This window comes from Psychrobacter sp. Arc9, assembly GCF_041431295.1.
Taxonomy (GTDB): Bacteria; Pseudomonadota; Gammaproteobacteria; order Pseudomonadales; family Moraxellaceae; genus Psychrobacter.
The window spans coordinates 1-18827 of sequence record NZ_JASMRK010000025.1 but is presented as its reverse complement, the minus strand read 5'-3'; the positions used below and the strand labels follow the sequence as shown (position 1 = coordinate 18827).

The following is an 18827-nucleotide window of genomic DNA, read 5'->3' as shown; positions in this document are numbered from 1 at the left end:
AACGGTTGAGGTGTTTTTTACTAAGACTTAAACTCGCATAATCGCTTCTGGGTATAAAAACCAAAAGCGATTAGGCTTAATGTCTAAGAGCAGTCGCTTAAAATTATAGCGATGCCAATGTCTCGTTAAACAAAGCGCTTGGACGCATTGCTTTCTTAGCCAATTCTTCATCAGCATAGTAGTAGCCTTTGATATCTACTGGCTTGCCTTGAGCTTGGTTAAGTTCTTTAACGATGGCTTCTTCGTTCTCTTTTAGCTTTTGCGCAAATGGTGTAAATTGCGCTTTTAGCTCGCTATCTTTATCTTGCGCTGCAAGCTCTTCTGCCCAGTACATTGCTAGATAGAAGTGGCTACCACGGTTGTCGAGCTCGCCAGTTTTACGTGATGGCGACTTATCATTTAGTAGCAGTTTTTCTGTTGCTGTATCTAGCGTGTCTGCCAAGATTTGAGCTTTAGCATTGTTGTCGTTGTTTGCTAGATGCTCTAAAGATACCGTCAATGCCAAGAATTCACCGAGTGAATCCCAACGTAAATGGTTTTCTTCTGTCAGCTGCTCAACGTGCTTCGGTGCAGAGCCACCAGCGCCAGTTTCAAACAAACCGCCGCCTTTCATTAATGGTACAACTGATAGCATCTTAGCACTGGTACCTAGCTCTAGGATAGGGAACAAGTCAGTTAGGTAATCGCGTAGGATGTTACCGGTCGCAGAGATAGTATCTAGACCACGAGCAACACGCTCTAGGGTATAACGCATCGCACGAACCTGAGACATAATCTCGATATGTAAGCCAGTGGTATCATGATCTTTTAGATACGTTCTAACTTTTTTGATTAGCTCGTTTTCATGTGGACGGTATGGGTCTAACCAGAAGATAACAGGCGTATCTGATTCACGAGCACGGCGTACGGCAAGTTTTACCCAGTCTTGGATAGGCTCATCTTTAACCTGACACATGCGCCAGATATCACCTTTCTCAACACGTTTTTCGAGTAATACTTCATCAGTATCAATATCGACGATACGTGCAATACCAGCATCGCTAGACTCAAAAGTCTTGTCGTGCGAGCCATACTCTTCAGCTTTTTGAGCCATTAGGCCAACGTTAGGAACGGTGCCCATTGTTTTTGGATCAAAGTTACCATGCCATTTGCAGAAGTTGATCATTTCTTGGTAAATACGCGCAAAGGTAGACTCTGGCATCACTGCTTTACAGTCATACATTTTGCCATCAGCACCCCACATTTTACCACCTGAACGAATCATCGCTGGCATAGAAGCATCAACGATTACATCACTTGGTGAATGGAAGTTGGTGATACCTTTTGAAGAGTCGACCATCGCCAGACGTGGGCGATGCTCTTGACACGCATGTAAATCACGCTCAATCTCCTCACGTTTTGAAGCTGGTAGCGTTGAGATCTTATCGTATAGATCTGCCATACCGTTGTTGACGTTGATACCTAGCTCGTCAAAGAATGCGCCATGCTTTTCAAAGGCTTCTTTGTAGTAGATTCTAACTGCATGACCGAAGACGATAGGATGTGAGACTTTCATCATGGTTGCTTTCACGTGCAATGAGAACAAGATACCAGCTTCGCGGCAATCTTCCATTTCACGCTCATAAAATTCTAATAGTGCTTTTTTGCTCATGACCATCAGATCGATGACTTCTTTATCAAGCAAAGCAATTTTAGGCTTTAATACTTTTTGAGTACCGTCATCAAGTAACAACTCCATACGTACCGTACGAGCTTTATCTAATGTCATAGATTGCTCGCCATCGTAGAAGTCGCCGCCATGCATGTGTGATACGTGCGTGCTTGACCATTGCTTCCATTCACCCATAGAGTGTGGATGCTTACGCGCATAGTTTTTGACGGCTTTAGGAGCGCGGCGATCTGAGTTACCTTCACGCAGTACTGGGTTCACTGAACTGCCTAAGCTTTTGCCATAGCGCTTGCGTAGCTCTTTTTCTTCGTCAGTTTGTGGATCTTCTGGGAAATTAGGAATAGCATAGCCTTTGCTCTGTAGCTCTTTGATAGCGGCTTTTAACTGCTGTACAGAAGCACTGATGTTTGGCAGTTTGATGATATTGGTATTTGGATCTTGAGTCAGACGACCTAGCTCAGCTAAGTTGTCAGGAACACGTTGTTCTTCGGTCAAGTATTCAGGGAATTCGGCCAATATACGCGCTGCAACAGAGATGTCGCTGGTTTCAACTTCAACGCCTGCCGTTTTGGTGAATGCTTCGACAATAGGTAAGAACGATAGAGTCGCCAGCGCTGGGGCTTCGTCAGTTTTTGTATAAATAATTTTTGACATTTTAGTTAGATCTTCCTTTAGGCTGTAGTTAATAATAAAGCTCAAATATAGTGTTGAATATGCGTCAATGATACTATGCAATAATCCCTGATATGGTTAGAACAAGTACTTCATATGTAGCTTCTTAGAAATTTTTAAGACAGGTCAGACATTTTCTTTTAATAATATTCATGAAAAAAGCATTTAAAGGCAACACGTTAACGGTCGGTGCAAAATTGCCTAAAAGTGAATCACTGACGCTACATTATAATCAATCCACTATAAATCCGATAGGATGTCAATCGTATACCATGAACTAAGTATACTGTTTTAGCTCGTATCCTATGGTTTCGAATTATACTAAGCTAATAACAACCTTATTCTACCAGTCATCGGCTTCGATATCATCTTTTCCATACAACTACTGTTTTTTCATGACGTTTTATATTGATCTTACTGCCCATGAGCGCATTCTTACAAACCACCCGCGTTATCGTTGGTGGTTTTCTATTGGGTGCGGATAAGTTTTTGCAAATTGTGACAGCAATGACGTAAAAATTTGCTAGTCTAGGTCATCAATAGATTGGTTATCGATAAATATATCGCGATTATAATAGTGACGGTGAATATGAGTTTAGAGTATGCGCTGATTAATGATACCAGCTGGCAGAGCCAAACAGAGTGGCAGACGCCAGATACCCCTTTTATGTCATTCAAATTTTGGCAAGCGTTGGCTGATACCGGTGCCATTGGTGAGCAGGCGGGATGGTTACCGATATTTATCTTGGTCCACCGTGTCGCTGATGCTACTAATAGTGCCGATAGTGAAGATAACACCGATACCTTAGTAGATGACGCGGTAGAAAATGCATTGCAGCCTGTGGCTGTCATGCCAGTATTTATAAAAGGTCATCATCGCGGTGAGTTTGTATTTGATCATGCATGGGCTGAAGCTTATGCACGCTATGGCGTTGATTATTATCCGCGATTGGTCACTAGCGCACCGTATACACCGATTACTGGTCAGAGAGTTTGGTTGGCCAAAGGTGAAACCTTAAATGAAGATATTCTCAAAACAGCCATCGCAGGTATCGATGATATCGCTCAACAAGTGGGCGCCTCAAGCTGGCATGGACTGTTTGTGACACCAGAGCTTGCCTCTATCGCCACCACCTCTATGCCAACTGAAATTGATGTAGAGCATGCGATAGCGGCTCAAGAAAGCGGCGTAGAATCAGCTGCTATTGAGCTACCGATATTTGAGCGTCAAGGCTGCCAGTTCTTATGGCAAAACAAAGACTTGCTTAATGACAGTAAGCCATTTGCAGATTTTGATGCGTTTTTGATGACCTTAAAAGCCAAAAAGCGTAAAACCATTCGGGCTGAGCGCCGTAAAGTTGCCGAGCAAGGCATTATTTGCCAGCGAAAATGCGGCGATGCTATTAGCGATGCTGATTGGAAGGCTTTTTATCACTGTTATGTGATGACCTATGCAGTACGCGGACAGCAGCCTTATTTGACGATAGATTTTTTTATGGCATTGGCAGTGAGCATGCCTGAGCATATAATGCTTGCACAAGCACTCGACGCCAGTGGTGAGATTATCGCGAGTAGTTTGTTCTTATATGACAGACCTGATAGCGACAAGGCTGATGGTGACAATGTTGGTGGTGACAATGTTGGTGGTGACAATGTTGGTGGCGATAATAATGCCACCTTATATGGTCGTTACTGGGGTGCGCTCGGTGAATATGACAGCTTGCATTTTGAGCTGTGTTATTACCAAGGTATCGAGTTTGCTATTGAGCAAGGATTGATATCTTTTGATCCTGGTACGCAAGGCGAGCATAAGCTAGTACGTGGTTTTGTCCCAACGACGACCCATTCTATCCACCGTATTTATGATCCGCGTTTTGTACCGGCGATTGGCGATTTTTGTGCCAGAGATCGGCTGCACATGGCGCAGTATCGTCAGCAGGCCTTTGAAGCTCTGCCTTTTAACGCAGACAATATGCCTGAATTTGATGGCCGTGCTTCATAGCAGTGCTTCATCACGGTAATCAGCTGTGACTCACTCTGTTTCTATTTGCAAGCACCTTTTAACTGTTAAACACTCTTTAAAAAATACTAGCCATAAACTATGACCAGCAATTCTTTTAGTTCTACCAATGATTTACCTCCTACTGAACTCTTACCTTGGCTAACTGCTGAAGGTTCTCTCACTGCGATATTAGAAGAGAAGGCAGGGCAGCCACTGCGTGTAAAACGCAGCTTTGAGGGCTATCGTTCGCTGACTTTAGGTCAAAAAAAGCAGCTGGGTATAACAGGTGGCATGTTAGGACGACCGATGCTGGCATGGGTACGCGAGGTACAACTCTATGGCTATGATGACGCGCCATGGGTACAAGCCCAAAGTATTTTCCCTCTATATAGTTTGCAAGGTCAAGCACGCCGCCTTCAACAACTCAAAAACACCCCTATCGGCTATGTGCTGTTTAAGCGTTGCCGTACTTTGCCAAATGAGCGTTTTATCAGTCATACCAGTGACGGTTGGCAACGACAAACGCGTTATGATTGGTATGGTCGCACGCTTATGATCAGTGAAACGTTCTTACCTACGTTTTTAACTAGCGACCTATAAAAGTATTACTGGGTTAACCTCGCTTGATGTATTTAATATACATCTACACTCGGCTGCCTTGTATTACTTTTAAATTGAATTGACTATATCTAGCAACGCTTAAAAATATTTTATGCCTAAAACAGCATAAGAAGGCATATTGGTGAAAATATTCAGCGGGTAAATCCTTTATTTTATTGGCTATTTATCTGTGTTATATAGTCATTTAATTCCCTCATCTTAAGGTGAGGTTTTTTTGCGCTCACAGCACAAATTTTCATGTTACACTTAATCTTTCGCGATGATATCGATGCAAATGTACATCGATTTTATTGACGAATCAGTCAAGTTAATAACAGGTCAGTCGCCTGTATTTATTCTTATTTCAATCTTTGCTAATAGACTCCATTCACAATAAGGGTCATACCATAAAATAGACTGCAGAAAAACAGCGTGCAGAGGTATCAAGCGTACTTCAGCGACGTTGACGCAGTAGTTGTTTTATTGTGGGCAGGCTATAAGCTTCTTTTCAATGACGTTTTTTAATGACAGTCACTACTTAGGACATCACTATGTTTAAAGATATTTCTATCAAAGATTTTGATCCAGTACTTGCTGAAGCGATGGCCGCAGAAAGCGTTCGTCAAGAAAACCACATCGAGCTTATCGCCTCTGAAAACTACTGCTCACAAGCAGTGATGGAAGCACAAGGTACTGACCTTACCAACAAATACGCAGAAGGCTATCCTGGCAAGCGTTACTATGGTGGTTGTGAGCATGTGGACGTAGTTGAGCAATTGGCTATTGACCGTGCTAAAGAGTTGTTCGGTGCAGAGTATGTGAACGTTCAGCCACATTCTGGTAGCCAAGCAAACTCAGCCGTATTTTTAGCATTGCTAGAAGCAAATGACACGGTACTAGGCATGAGCTTAGACGCTGGTGGTCACTTGACGCATGGCGCCCACATCAACTTCTCAGGTCTGAACTACAATGCCGTACAGTACGGATTGGTAGATGGCACTGGCCTTATTGATTATGATCAAGTAGAGAGCTTGGCGCGTGAGCATAAGCCAAAAATGATCATCGCGGGTTTCTCAGCATATTCACAAGTAGTTGATTGGCAGCGTTTCCGTGACATCGCGGACGAAGTAGGCGCGTATCTATTGGTCGATATGGCACACGTTGCAGGCCTAGTTGCTGGCGGTGTTTATCCAAATCCAGTACCTTTCGCTGACGTGGTTACGACGACTACGCACAAAACTCTACGTGGCCCACGCTCAGGTATGATTTTGGCGCGTGATGAAGTATTGGCTAAAAAGCTAAACTCAGCTGTATTCCCAGGCAACCAAGGTGGCCCATTGATGCATGTTATCGCTGCAAAAGCGGTTTGCTTTAAAGAAGCGTTAGAAGATAACTTCAAAACGTATCAGCAGCAAGTAGTGAAAAATGCGCAAGCAATGGCAAAAGTGGTTCAAGAGCGCGGCTATGAAGTCATCTCTGGTGGTACTGAAAACCATCTAATGCTGATCAGCCTCGTTAAGCAAGAAATGACGGGTAAAGAAGCGGACAAATGGCTTGGTGAAGCACACATTACTGTCAACAAAAATGCTGTACCAAACGATCCAAAATCACCATTCGTGACTTCTGGTATCCGTATCGGTACGCCAGCGATTACTACTCGCGGTTTCAACGAAGCACAAGCGGGTGAGTTGGCAGGTTGGATCTGTGACGTACTAGATAGCCGCGGTGATGAAGCGGTTGCTACTGAAGTACGCGCTAAAGTAGAAGCGATTTGTGCAGAATTACCAGTCTATGCTAAAAATCAGTAAACTTTAGAAAGGTAATAAAAAAAACCGCTAAGCTTTTGCTTAGCGGTTTTTTTGTTATTGCTCTCTATGAATATTATGTCATGTAACGCAAACCTATGTTGATATTGCCATTGAGCTCTTTTAATTATATTTAAGTCCGTTATTTAACCTGAAAATTACTACCGACATTTTTCGATAAGTGTAGTGAGCTTGATTGAGTTCCGCTATTAGTTTTAAGGAGCTAAGTTGATGTTTAATTAAGAAAAATATGTAAATCTCTTTGTTTATACAAAACTATTAGTATATAGTCAGTATTGAACATTTAGTAATAATACTAATACAAATTATAATAAATAGTTACACTTTGTATTAGGGCGTGTCTTCATTTCAAAAATGGTGATAAAAATGAGATAAATTGCCGCCAAACAAGAAAAATAGCGCAGATAATATCGGGATATTGACCAACTATTTGACGATGTTTGGCAAGATTTAGCCATTTTTAGCCCATTTAGATGACTATCGAGTGAATTGAAGACACGCCCTAGTATCGCTGTAATTGATTGAATAATTATATAAATGTTATTTTCACTAAAGGGATTTACATGAAAAAATAATCTTTAGTCGCAACGATGCTATTACTCAGCACGACTCTTGCGCAAGCAGCAGAACAATCAGGTTTAGCAGCATTTGGAGCAGGTCTCGATGGCTTTATGGCCAATATATTTGGCTGGTTCGTCGACCTTATTTTCTTTTCAGTACCTCTTGGAGACGTCAGCTTCCCCCTCATTGTGGGTTGGTTATTAGTTGCCGCACTCGTATTCACTTTTTACTTTGGATTTATTCAGTTTCGTCAAATAGGCCTGTCTCTAGATATTGTCAGAGGTAAATATACTGATCCAAACCCTGCTGTCAAAGAAGAAGGCGAGGTTAGCCATTTTCAAGCACTAGCCACTGCTTTGTCAGGTACGGTTGGTCTTGGTAATATTGCTGGTGTCGGTGCAGCACTCGCTATTGGTGGACCTGGCGCTACCTTTTGGATGATTATGGTCGGCCTATTCGGTATGGCGACTAAGTTTGTAGAATGTGCGCTAGGTGTCAAATACCGTACGGTACTACCATCTGGCGTCGTATCAGGTGGCCCTATGTACTACCTAAGCCGCGGTATGGCTGAACGTGGTATGGGCGGATTAGGTAAGTTCCTGGCTGTTGGTTTTGCACTCATGTGTATATTGGCGACCTTTGGTGCTGGTAACATGTTTCAGGGTAACCAAGCCTTTGCAGTCATGAGCTCTACTTTTAGCATTCCAACGGATTACAGTGTTTTCTTTGGTATTGGCTTAGCGTTTTTAGTCGGTATGGTTATCATTGGCGGTATGCCGCGCATCGCAACCGTTACCGAAAAAGTCGTACCTTTTATGGCCTTGTTGTACATTACTATGGCGGTAATCGTACTGATTGCTAACTTTAATCATATCGGCACTGCATTTGGCGAGATTTTCTCGGGTGCCTTTACTGGTGCTGGCGTGGCTGGTGGCTTTATTGGCGCGTTGATTCAAGGTTTGAAACGTGCAACTTTCTCTAACGAAGCGGGTGTTGGTTCAGCCGCTATTGCTCACTCAGCAGTAAAAACCAAAGAGCCTGCTACTGAAGGCCTAGTAGCGCTATTAGAGCCTTTCATTGATACAGTTGTTATCTGTACGATGACGGCACTTGTTATTACTATCTCTGGGGTAAATACTGCCGCAAACTTACAAACCCAAGCGCTTACTGGTGTGGATCTAACCCGTACAGCATTCATGGAAACGGCACCTATCTTCCAGTATTTCCTAGCTGTCGCGGTATTGTTGTTTGCTTTCTCAACGATGATTTCATGGTCATATTATGGTCTAAAAGCTTGGACTTACCTCTTCGGTGAAGGGAAAGGCGGTGAGATGATATACAAACTTATCTTCTTAATCTTCGTTGTTATCGGTACCATCGTACAGTTTAGCTTCGTTATCGACTTCTCAGATGCGGCTCTGTTCGCTATGGCTATCTTTAACATCATCGGCCTGTACTTCTTAATGCCAATTGTGAAAAGAGAGGTTAATTCTTTCATAGCGCGTGTGAAAAGTGGTGAAATTAAAAAGTATAAATAATAGGTTTGATTGAACAATCTATTATAACTTGATAATTAAAAAAGCCTGCCAAGATGAGTCTTGGCGGGCTTTTCGATGGCTGGTACTTGTTATTTGCTAGATAGCTGTTAAACTTTAAATAGAAGCGATCTGTAAAGCATTGCCTACTTACGAAAAAAAGCAGTCAGTAGTAATCAGATTTTGCTGCAAGTTATATAATGCAAAAAACCGCCTGTGATAGGGCGGTTTTTTGTGATCTGTTAATTGTTCATAGTTTAGGTTGTCAGGAGTCCCCAACTAAAAATATTTAAGTTATTTCGTTATAGTCAATACTGTAATTAGCTTTTTTCAACATATGAGCGACACTCAGACGCCAATCTCCAGAACCATGATCAGCGTATATTACACCGTTTACATCACCTGGCATTTCAATATTAGATTGCTTCTTTACCAAGCTTACAACTTTTTCCCGACCGTATAATCCTATTAGCAAACCATGTTCAAAAACAACGTTTTGTCTGGCTCTGGATTGATAGCTTTCTGCGCCAACTGCTTTTCCCTCGTCATCAGGTGTGTATAAAACTATACCGAACCCAATCGATGGATCTTTGGTATAGCGTTCTAGCTTTTCTATGATCGTGATACCAGCATCATGTTGCTCTCTAAGTACAACTGGCTTGATGGATTGAGCTAGCAAAAACGATTTGACTTCGTTTATAAGCGCGTCATCGTGTCCATGAACAATAAAAACCTTAGTTGGTAAGCTCACATTTTTTTGGTCTTCTGCAGCCAAGGTTGAGGTTTTCGTTCCTTTCGCATACGTAATCAATTCATCGGTAATATCTTTTTCTTTCAAAAGTGCTGACTCTAAATAATTTTCATAAAAACCTATAAATGCCACATCAGATGCTCTTTCCTCAGCCTTTCTTTGTGTCGCCTGTCGCGCTTCTAAAATATTACTAGGATCATTACTCGAAAAGAATCTTAAACGCTCAATATGATCTATCGGTATAGTTCTACCATTTATCAATATTGGGCGTCCTACTTGATAAGGTTCAGAAAATTTAGCTTTTAAATTATCTAAGTCCTCTATATCTGATTTTATTTCAATTTTATCCCATGCGTTTTTATGATGTTTACCATCAAGTTCCAAAATTACATGATAATACATAGATGAATACCCGTTTTTGATGTTTGATTTGAAGGTAAGTTATGATTACAAATTAAGGTAAAAATATATTATACGTTCCGTATTAGTAGCCTTTACCTTACAATAGTAAAGCCAAATCACATGACAATCTATGATAGATAATTTTTTCTTTCTATTCTACATAAACGGCAACTTCGTAAAAATCTGCAAGATCGTGGCATTGACGATATCAACAAAGAACGCACCAACCATTGGTACAATTAGAAATGCTTTAGGTGAAGGTAGGTAGCGATCCGTGACTGCCTGCATATTTGCAATTGCTGTCGGTGTTGCACCCATACCAAAACCACAATGACCCGCTGATAATACTGCCGCGTCATAGTCTTTGCCCATCACTTTAAAGGTAATGAGGTAGACATAGATAATCATAATGATGGTCTGTACGACCAATATGATCAGTACAGGACCTGCCAAGTCCGTTAATTGCCAGAGTTTCAGGGACAGCAATGCCATCGCTAAAAATAGGCTTAAAGACGCATTACCAAGCACATCAATCGAGCGATCAAACATCTCAAAATTGAAGACCATCGTTAGTACATTGCGAATGATGACGCCGCCTGCCAGCGCCCATACGAAAGTGGGCAGCTCAAACCATGTACCTTCAGCAACGATGGCCATTACATCAGCAAAAGCCAAAGCACCTGCGAATAGTGCCAAGGTTTCGATAGTAGAAGAAGCGGTGATAAAGCGCATGCTATCAGGTCTTTCAAAGATATCTTTATTACTACCTGCAGACTCCTCATCGTGTTTGGTGCTATATAACGACTGTGCACCAGCAACTTTTTCGATATCGCTAGGATCAGGGTTAGCTGGCGTTGGTTTTAGTCCAAGTCGATTAATCAAGCGACGGGCAACAGGACCGCCAACAATACCACCCGCGACCAAACCATAAGTAGCAACCGCGATACCCAATGTAGTCGCACCGACCACACCATAGTCTTGTTCTAACGTGATTCCCCAAGCGCCTGCTGTACCATGACCACCCGTTAGAGCGATAGAACCTGTCACTAGACCGAGCAAAGGATCAAGTCCCAATGCACTTGCCATGGCCACACCAACGACGTCCTGCAATACAATAAACACTGAAACAACGATAGTAAAAATCAATAATGGTGTGCCGCCTGCCTTTAGGCGACTAAAATCAGCACTCAGACCGATAGAAGCAAAGAACATTAGCATAGTGGCGGTCTGTAAGCCTTGATGAAAGTTGAAGCTATATCCCCAAACCATATTGAGAATATAGACCACAACCGCTGCGACTAAGCCACCTGCGACAGGTTCTGGAATATTAAAGTCTTCTAAAAACTTGACTCTTCGCACCAAAAACCGCCCAAGCAGCAGCACTAAGGTGGCCAATATCAGGGTGTAATAACCGTTTAAAGTAATCTCCATAGGTTAGGGGCTGTATAGAATTGAGGAACCATTGAAAAAAATAAGCAACGCCTTACTCTAATGTTTACCACAACAAAGAAATAAGGCATCACTTATGACTCGCACCAAGCTCAACGATGAACATTGGCACAAGCTATTTATTATATTGCGACAAATTAACGTATATAACAAGCCCAATCTAAGACGTACCGTTGAAGGCATGTTGTACCGCATACGAGTAGGCTGTCCATGGCGAGACTTACCTTCTTATTTTGGTCATTGGTCTCGCATATATCATCAATACCGTTACTGGCGTAAAACCGGTAAATGGCAAAAGCTCATGAAGATAGTCACAGCAAACTATGATAGTGAATGGTTATTTATAGACGGTAGCGTGGTCAAAGCTCATCAGCATAGTTCAGGTGCAGCCAGTCATCTTGATGAGGCCATTGGTAAAAGTGTTGCAGGTAATAGCAGCAAACTGCACTTAGTGGTCGATGCTTGTGGTAACCCTATACATATTGAGCTGACAGGTGGGCAAGTGCATGACGCTAAGATGGCAAAGACGTTGATAGATAGCACGATTAATAACCAGACTAAAGCGGTGATTGCAGACAGGGGCTACGATAGTAGTGATATTAGAGAGTGTATCTTCAAGCACTGTGCTGAGTCAGTCATACCCGTTAAGTCGAACTCTAAAAGCTGTAACGACACACTAGATTGGTATTTGTATCGTTGCCGTCATTTGGTAGAAAACGCTTTTGCTAGATTGAAACATTTTAGGGGCATTGCCACGCGATATGATAAGCTCAAAGATAGCTATGCAGCGGCGGTAATGCTCGCTTGTGTCTTTATCTGGTTGCCACTCATTTGAGTTCTATACACACCCTAGTGAGGTGCTCTTCTTTTTTCAATCACTTTCGAAGTTGAGAGTGGGGTATGATATAGGTAATAAACAACATACCGTGTGCCATACCGATGTATTTCACACCTTCTGGAATGTCCATCATATATTTTAGTGGCATGGCGATGAAGAGCAATAATAAGAAAGAGGTGCCTTCTAGATAGCCTATAGTCAGCTGAATGTAAAAATGTTATGGATTTAAACGCGCTACTGGTATAAATTTTCTTTGCGTGCTGCTTACACAGAGGCTGCACAAAATTCATCCCAGTAGCACTGTATCATTTTTAAAGTGGGTTAACTAGACAGCTAAAAGGATAAAAAATGACCAAACCTAATCCAAGAGTATTAGAAGTAAAAGGCGTATTCGTTGAGCCTGCATCGGCGGCTTCAATCGGCGGTGCAATCCGTGATATTAAAGCAGGTAAAATCGCTGAAGGTTCGGTGATCGTTTGCACAGTGACGGGTAATGGTCTAAAAGATCCTGACACTGCGATCAAACAATGTGCCGATGCCGTGATGCTCACCATCAATGCCACATTGGATGATGTCAGAACATCAATCCTATCAAATATGGAAAAATAATTTTTCATGCTTTGCTCAGAAGAAAATACTTAAAAAGCCAACCAACTGCGGTTGGTTTTTTTTATTGCATCGTGCAGAATATAAACTGTATAAGAATAATTCCTATTTACAAACAATTTGATACAGTTTGATTTGTTTTGGTGCAAAATCAATAAATCGCCCAATATTTGTGCAATACAATAATGCTTCAAAGTTGGTTTTGTAAGTTATTGCAGTTTTATTGCAAAGAAATAAGATAAAACAGTAACTTAATAAAGTTGGCACGCCCTTTGCTATTTCAATAACAAGTTCAGAGTCAAATCATTTCGATTTGAACATTTGTAATAAACAGCTTGGGGGAATACCAACATGAACTTTAAACTTTCTACATTAGTGGCTGCATCTTTACTCACTTGTGCAAGTGGCTTGACTATGGCAGCTGAAAGCGATGTATCATTCTCTGGTACTGCAGCAATGACTTCAGATTACCGCTATCGTGGTATGACACAAACTGAAAGCGACCCTGCCGTTCAAGTTGGTTATGGATTAACCCATAGCTCTGGCTTATACGCAGGTGTCTGGGGCTCGAATGTCGGCTTTGGTAGCTCATTAGAGCTCGATCCATATGTAGGTTATAGCACTGAACTTGGCTCTTTGGCGTCTAAACCAGTTTTAGATGTCGGTTTATGGTACTACGGCTATCCAAGTGCTTCTGATTTGAATTGGCTTGAGCTGTATGCACGTCTAGGTTTTGCAGACACCATCACTGTTGGTGACAGTTTGCTTGCAAGCGTGAATTTCACTAATGATTTTTTTGGCTTAGATACTGATGCATGGTATTTAAACCTGACTTATAGCATGCCATTGAGCGCATCTTTCGGTGGTGTAGCAAGCTTAGGTTATACCACTGCTGACGATTATGATTTCAGTGATAACGCTAGTGGCGATGATAACTACATCGACTGGAAAGTTGGTGTGACTTACAGCTTTGCTTCTGTTGAAGACCTGTCAGCTGAGCTTGCTGCTGTCGGCACAAATATTGACGCCGACACCAACCCGTACAAACGTGGTGTAGAGACTGGTGCTGTATTTACAATTACTAAAGCATTCTAAGTTGTAAATAGCATAGGCTAGAAAATTAGCCTTGCGATAAAAAAATCCTGTCTTACTTCAAGGCAGGATTTTTTTATGGAGAATTGGTTCTAAATACGTCTTGGCATGTTAAATGCTTAATATTTATATCGAATAAAGATTGTTTGAATAGATTAAAAAGAAGGGGCTGTCCTAGATGAGTAAAATTATTTAGGATAGCACTATGAGAAAGAGTAAACTAAGTTGGTATAAACAAAGCAGACTCATCGAGTTATTTGTTGCCGGTTCTACCGCGAGAACAGCAGCAAGCCTAATTGGTGTTAATAAAACCACAGCCAGTTATTACTTTCATAGGCTAAGACTGCTTATTTACGAGAATAGGGGCTGTATAGAATTGAGAAAACATTGAAAAAAATAAGCAACGCCTTACTCTAATGTTTACCACAACAAAGAAATAAGGCATCACTTATGACTCGCACCAAGCTCAACGATGAACATTGGCACAAGCTATTTATTATATTGCGACAAATTAACGTATATAACAAGCCCAATCTAAGACGTACCGTTGAAGGCATGTTGTACCGCATACGAGTAGGCTGTCCATGGCGAGACTTACCTTCTTATTTTGGTCATTGGTCTCGCATATATCATCAATACCGTTACTGGCGTAAAACCGGTAAATGGCAAAAGCTCATGAAGATAGTCACAGCAAACTATGATAGTGAATGGTTATTTATAGACGGTAGCGTGGTCAAAGCTCATCAGCATAGTTCAGGTGTAGCCAGTCATCTTGATGAGGCCATTGGTAAAAGTGTTGCAGGTAATAGCAGCAAACTGCACTTAGTGGTCGATGCTTGTGGTAACCCTATACATATTGAGCTGACAGGTGGGCAAGTGCATGACGCTAAGATGGCAAAGACGTTGATAGATAGCACGATTAATAACCAGACTAAAGCGGTGATTGCAGACAGGGGCTACGATAGTAGTGATATTAGAGAGTGTATCTTCAAGCACTGTGCTGAGTCAGTCATACCCGTTAAGTCGAACTCTAAAAGCTGTAACGACACACTAGATTGGTATTTGTATCGTTGCCGTCATTTGGTAGAAAACGCTTTTGCTAGATTGAAACATTTTAGGGGCATTGCCACGCGATATGATAAGCTCAAAGATAGCTATGCAGCGGCGGTAATGCTTGCTTGTGTCTTTATCTGGTTGCCACTCATTTGAATTCTATACACACCCTAATCCTTTCTGTAAAATAAATTAACCTGAATTCGGGATAAATATGGCTTTATCTCGAATTCAGGTTTCTATGATGACGAATAATTATCGGTGACTATCGGCGGTCGGGCTTGCAATATACAGGCTTTTAGCGACTAACTTTCTAACTTATAAGCTTCATCCTCAGATGGCACGATGATCCACAATTGTGGTTTGCCAAATTCTCTAAAGGCATCCTCAATGATGCTTTTAAAGACATTGAAGTCCTCAGTGTTTATTCTTTTGACGTCTGTCAAATCCAGCCTTAAATGAATTACCTCACTGTCTGTTAGACAATCCCATGCACTGTCCCAGTTGTGCGAAAAATGACTAGGAAAATCACAAGCCTTAGCCAAACTCGTCAATAGCTCAGTTTTTTCGAGCGTGTCACCGACGGCTATAGTAACAGCCTGCGCAGGAATGCTAGTACCCAGTGCTGTACCGTTTTGGTTAATGTGGTCCTGATTAACATGGCTTTGACTAACATAGTGGATGGCTTGGTTCATACTTTCTCGATTCATATCGGCTTTGTCCGTATTCGCTTGTTTCATATCAGCTCGTTTCATATTAAGGCACCTGTAGTCTTTGGAAACTATCATAATGGTCGACAGTCAAGTAATAGACAGTAGGTGGGTTGCCACCAGTGACGATACGCCGTGCGCCGCGATGAGAGACACCAGGGGTGGGTACGGTATATTCGCGGTAGTAACCTTGTGACTGGGTGGGTAGTCTGCCTTCACGGTTATAAAATGTCGTGCCATCTTTATTTGGATACGGAAACGGGCCGCCTTGCTGAATAAGCGCAATCGTATTATCGACCTGTGCGTCACCTGTTATTCCTGATACTGCGGCCTGACTCGTATTATTAGCGACGTCCTGCGATACCGTTGTCGACTCGATGCTATCAGCAAGCAATGTCGAATTTAAATCGCCAAAGAAATAGAAAGCGACGGCGATTATAGCGATAAGGCTAAATAGCGTAGAGCCTAAGCTTCTTTTATTGGGTCTGCTATTGTGACTGCTACGATTTGAGTTACGAGTGCGTTGATTGCTATTTCTATTAGCATTAGTAGGTGTATAGTTTGGAATATCTGATGCAGTATCTTGGTCAAGGCTCAATGAAGACGAGGTCACTTCAGTGGCTCTTAATTGATTTTTGTCGTTACGGGCACTGTTAAAATAGACGTTTTGACCAACCGTTATAGGCTTCGCCAACTGTGCTTTGCTAATATGAAAGAACACATCTTCACTTTGATTATCTACATCGATAAAGCCATAGCCTTTATCTTCGTTCCAGTGCTTAATCTTGCCACTTTGCATGCTCGTACCGCTCCCTATAATTTAAATGCCTTAACTAAAATACTTATGATGCAAACGAAGAAACGCCAGCATAATTGCTGACGTTTCTGATTACTCGTTTCGATAGTCGATGCTAGTATGATTAAGCACGGGTTTCGCCATGACCATAAACGATCCATTTCTGTGAAGTCAGACCTTCGAGACCGACAGGGCCGCGCGCATGGATTTTGTCCGTTGAGATACCAATCTCAGCACCGAGACCGTATTCAAAACCATCAGCAAAACGGCTAGAGGCGTTAATCATAACGCTGGCCGAGTCCACTTCACGGATAAAGCGTTGCGACTTGGTATAGTTATCAGTGATGATGACATCGGTATGATGGCTGCCGTGCGTATTGATATGCTCAATCGCTTCGTCAATACCTGCGACCACTTTTACCGCTAGGATAGGAGCTAAATATTCAGTATCCCAATCCTCAGCCGTGGCAGCGGATAAATGACCTTCAAGCTTAGCGTTTTCATTTAGGATAGCTTGTGACTTGTCATCAAGGCGTAGTTGCATTGCATCATCAGCAGCGACGATGGCCTCTGCTATTTTAGACAATAGCTCATCTGCGACTGTTTCATCGACCAGTAGCGTCTCCATCGTATTACAAGTGCCGTAGCGATGTGTTTTGGCATTGACGCTGACCTTAATCGCAATCTCAGGATCCGCATCACTATCGATAAAGGTATGACAATTACCGTCTAAATGCTTAATTACAGGTACTTTGGCATCGTTGCTAATACGCGCAATCAGACCTTTACCGCCACGTGGTACGATGACATCGACATATTCAGTCATGGTAATCAGCTCACCAACGGCTGCACGATCGGTCGTCTGTAGCACTTGTACACTATGTTCCGATAGATCAGTATGACTAAGTCCTTTGATGATACATTTGGCAATCGCTTGGTTAGATTCAAATGCTTCAGAACCACCGCGCAAGATAATAGCATTGCCTGATTTGAGTGCCAGTGAGGCAGCCTCTAAAGTCACATTAGGGCGCGACTCATAAATCATACCGACTACGCCAAGTGGCACCCGCATTTTGCCCAAATGAATACCCGATGGCTGATAGGTCATGTCAGTGACTTCACCGATTGGATCAGGAAGGCCAGCGACGTCTTTAAGACCTTGTAGCATACCGTTAAATCGTGCTTCGTTTAGCTCCAAGCGATCGAGGAGTGCGCTATCAAGATTGTTTTTTTGACCGTTGTCCATATCGATTTTATTGGCAGCCAAAATATCTTGTTTGGCATTGACCAGCTCATCATGAATGGCCAAGAGTGCTGAATTTTTATCGCCAGTATTGGCAGCAGCGAGTGCGCGAGAAGCAGCTCGTGCTTGCTTGCCGACAGACTGCATATAGGTCGTAATATCCGTAGTATTCGATTGACTCATAAATTATTTTCCTTATGTGGTACAGGTTTTTTATAACTAAAAGCGCCCAGTTTTATATAGGTAAAAGTACCTAAAAAGGCGAAAAATGTCGCAAAAAAAGAAGTTTTGAATGCCTACTGAAATAGCGATAGGTCATTATGCTATTTAACATAGAGCAGATTGAGGCGATAGTAAAGATGATTTTGTGAACAGAATCCGCTTTGTAGCGCTCTTGTAGGGGCTTATTCAAAGTAATATTGTTCATGCTAAGCAATATTTATTTAAGATAGCCGCGTTATCAGTACTACACTATATCTTTACGTGTTTTTAACAGAATTGCGCTGTAAATACTAAGGTAGCTGCGAGATATCCTCAGTATAGTAAGCATTAAAACAGCAAGGCTATCAGTAGATAGTACTTAATCTTATTATGATGAGTGATGGAGAACGAACATGGCTACGAAAAATACAACTTATAAAAATTGGTTAACGGTTGGCTTGGTAGCAGGCGCTCTGGCATTAGGTGCTTGTAGCAAAAAAGACGAGACACCGATGGAGACTGAAGCTGATACTACTGTAGACGCTCAAACCTCTGTAGAAGAAAGTGCAACAGCAAGCGACAATGATGATGTGGCCGTTGCTAGTGCCGATGATGAAGGTATGGACGTTACCAATAACGATGATGTGGCAGTGGCGACAGCAGAAGATGCGGATGTGATGGATGGTACTGAAGACTCAGAGCATGTATCGACGTATTAATCGCATATTATAGAATATATTAGCTGAGACCATCCCAGATTCTGTGTAACTGCCATTTAGATTAAATGCTTACTGATACGGTCATCAAACATAATCATAAAA

The 18827-nt window shown here is 42.0% G+C and carries 14 protein-coding genes and 3 pseudogenes; 10 read left to right on the top strand and 7 right to left on the bottom strand.

From position 1 onward, the window contains the following. Positions 1-103: 103 nt before the first annotated feature. Positions 104-2323, bottom strand: a complete 2220-nt coding sequence (locus tag QO187_RS11390; RefSeq protein ID WP_191114679.1) for an NADP-dependent isocitrate dehydrogenase — start codon at positions 2321-2323, stop codon at positions 104-106. Positions 2324-2930: 607 nt separating this feature from the next. Between QO187_RS11390 and QO187_RS11385 the strand changes: the two genes are divergently transcribed. The 4 genes from QO187_RS11385 (at position 2931) to QO187_RS11370 (ending at position 8868) form a co-directional block, all read left to right on the top strand. Continuing rightward, entirely contained in the window at positions 2931-4343 is a 1413-nt protein-coding gene (locus QO187_RS11385) for a GNAT family N-acetyltransferase (RefSeq protein WP_371548410.1), read from the top strand. Positions 4344-4442: 99 nt separating this feature from the next. Then, the gene (locus tag QO187_RS11380; RefSeq protein ID WP_102093289.1) at positions 4443-4943 is read left to right on the top strand and encodes a chorismate lyase; all 501 of its coding nucleotides are present in this window, start codon (positions 4443-4445) and stop codon (positions 4941-4943) included. A 551-nt stretch (positions 4944-5494) separates the two neighbouring features. Beyond that, positions 5495-6751, top strand: coding sequence for a serine hydroxymethyltransferase (gene glyA, locus QO187_RS11375; protein WP_057758295.1), 1257 nt, complete (start codon positions 5495-5497; stop codon positions 6749-6751). Positions 6752-7359: 608 nt separating this feature from the next. Further along, the gene (locus QO187_RS11370; RefSeq protein WP_102093288.1) at positions 7360-8868 is read left to right on the top strand and encodes a sodium:alanine symporter family protein; all 1509 of its coding nucleotides are present in this window, start codon (positions 7360-7362) and stop codon (positions 8866-8868) included. A gap of 286 nt (positions 8869-9154) precedes the next feature. Here QO187_RS11370 and QO187_RS11365 read toward each other — a convergent pair whose 3' ends face one another. Together QO187_RS11365 and gltS are read right to left on the bottom strand one after the other, a co-directional pair. Beyond that, the gene (locus QO187_RS11365; RefSeq protein ID WP_102093286.1) at positions 9155-10018 is read right to left on the bottom strand and encodes a TIR domain-containing protein; all 864 of its coding nucleotides are present in this window, start codon (positions 10016-10018) and stop codon (positions 9155-9157) included. 156 nt (positions 10019-10174) lie between these two features. Beyond that, the gene (gltS, locus tag QO187_RS11360; RefSeq protein WP_102093316.1) at positions 10175-11449 is read right to left on the bottom strand and encodes a sodium/glutamate symporter; all 1275 of its coding nucleotides are present in this window, start codon (positions 11447-11449) and stop codon (positions 10175-10177) included. Between the two features lie 94 nt (positions 11450-11543). On the opposite strand from gltS, the gene QO187_RS11355 reads away from it, so the two are divergent. Then, positions 11544-12302 carry an IS5 family transposase gene (locus QO187_RS11355; RefSeq protein WP_093071332.1) on the top strand — a complete coding sequence of 253 codons (759 nt, stop codon included), beginning with the start codon at positions 11544-11546 and terminating at the stop codon, positions 12300-12302. A gap of 64 nt (positions 12303-12366) precedes the next feature. On the opposite strand, the pseudogene QO187_RS11350 reads toward QO187_RS11355, so the two are convergent. Next, a pseudogene (locus QO187_RS11350) lies at positions 12367-12513 on the bottom strand (DUF3817 domain-containing protein); the annotation flags it as partial. Positions 12514-12686: 173 nt separating this feature from the next. On the opposite strand from QO187_RS11350, the pseudogene QO187_RS11345 reads away from it, so the two are divergent. The 4 genes and pseudogenes from QO187_RS11345 to QO187_RS11330 all read left to right on the top strand — a co-directional run. Further along, a pseudogene (locus QO187_RS11345) lies at positions 12687-12914 on the top strand (threonine synthase); the annotation flags it as partial. A gap of 348 nt (positions 12915-13262) precedes the next feature. Further along, positions 13263-14006 carry a TorF family putative porin gene (locus QO187_RS11340; RefSeq protein ID WP_071001644.1) on the top strand — a complete coding sequence of 248 codons (744 nt, stop codon included), beginning with the start codon at positions 13263-13265 and terminating at the stop codon, positions 14004-14006. A gap of 202 nt (positions 14007-14208) precedes the next feature. Then, positions 14209-14382, top strand: a pseudogene (locus QO187_RS11335) (IS1595 family transposase); the annotation flags it as partial. A 71-nt stretch (positions 14383-14453) separates the two neighbouring features. Beyond that, positions 14454-15212, top strand: a complete 759-nt coding sequence (locus QO187_RS11330; RefSeq protein WP_102078915.1) for an IS5 family transposase — start codon at positions 14454-14456, stop codon at positions 15210-15212. A 149-nt stretch (positions 15213-15361) separates the two neighbouring features. On the opposite strand, the gene QO187_RS11325 is transcribed toward QO187_RS11330, so the two are convergent. The 3 genes from QO187_RS11325 to QO187_RS11315 form a co-directional block, all read right to left on the bottom strand. After that, entirely contained in the window at positions 15362-15811 is a 450-nt protein-coding gene (locus QO187_RS11325; protein WP_240990915.1) for a barstar family protein, read from the bottom strand. A 1-nt stretch (position 15812) separates the two neighbouring features. Continuing rightward, positions 15813-16565, bottom strand: coding sequence for a ribonuclease domain-containing protein (locus tag QO187_RS11320; RefSeq protein WP_102094547.1), 753 nt, complete (start codon positions 16563-16565; stop codon positions 15813-15815). A 121-nt stretch (positions 16566-16686) separates the two neighbouring features. Then, positions 16687-17988: a glutamate-5-semialdehyde dehydrogenase gene (locus tag QO187_RS11315; RefSeq protein ID WP_102094548.1), complete on the bottom strand. Its 1302-nt coding sequence runs from the start codon at positions 17986-17988 to the stop codon at positions 16687-16689. Between the two features lie 431 nt (positions 17989-18419). On the opposite strand from QO187_RS11315, the gene QO187_RS11310 reads away from it, so the two are divergent. Continuing rightward, positions 18420-18725 carry a hypothetical protein gene (locus QO187_RS11310; protein WP_102094549.1) on the top strand — a complete coding sequence of 102 codons (306 nt, stop codon included), beginning with the start codon at positions 18420-18422 and terminating at the stop codon, positions 18723-18725. Positions 18726-18827 lie beyond the last annotated feature (102 nt).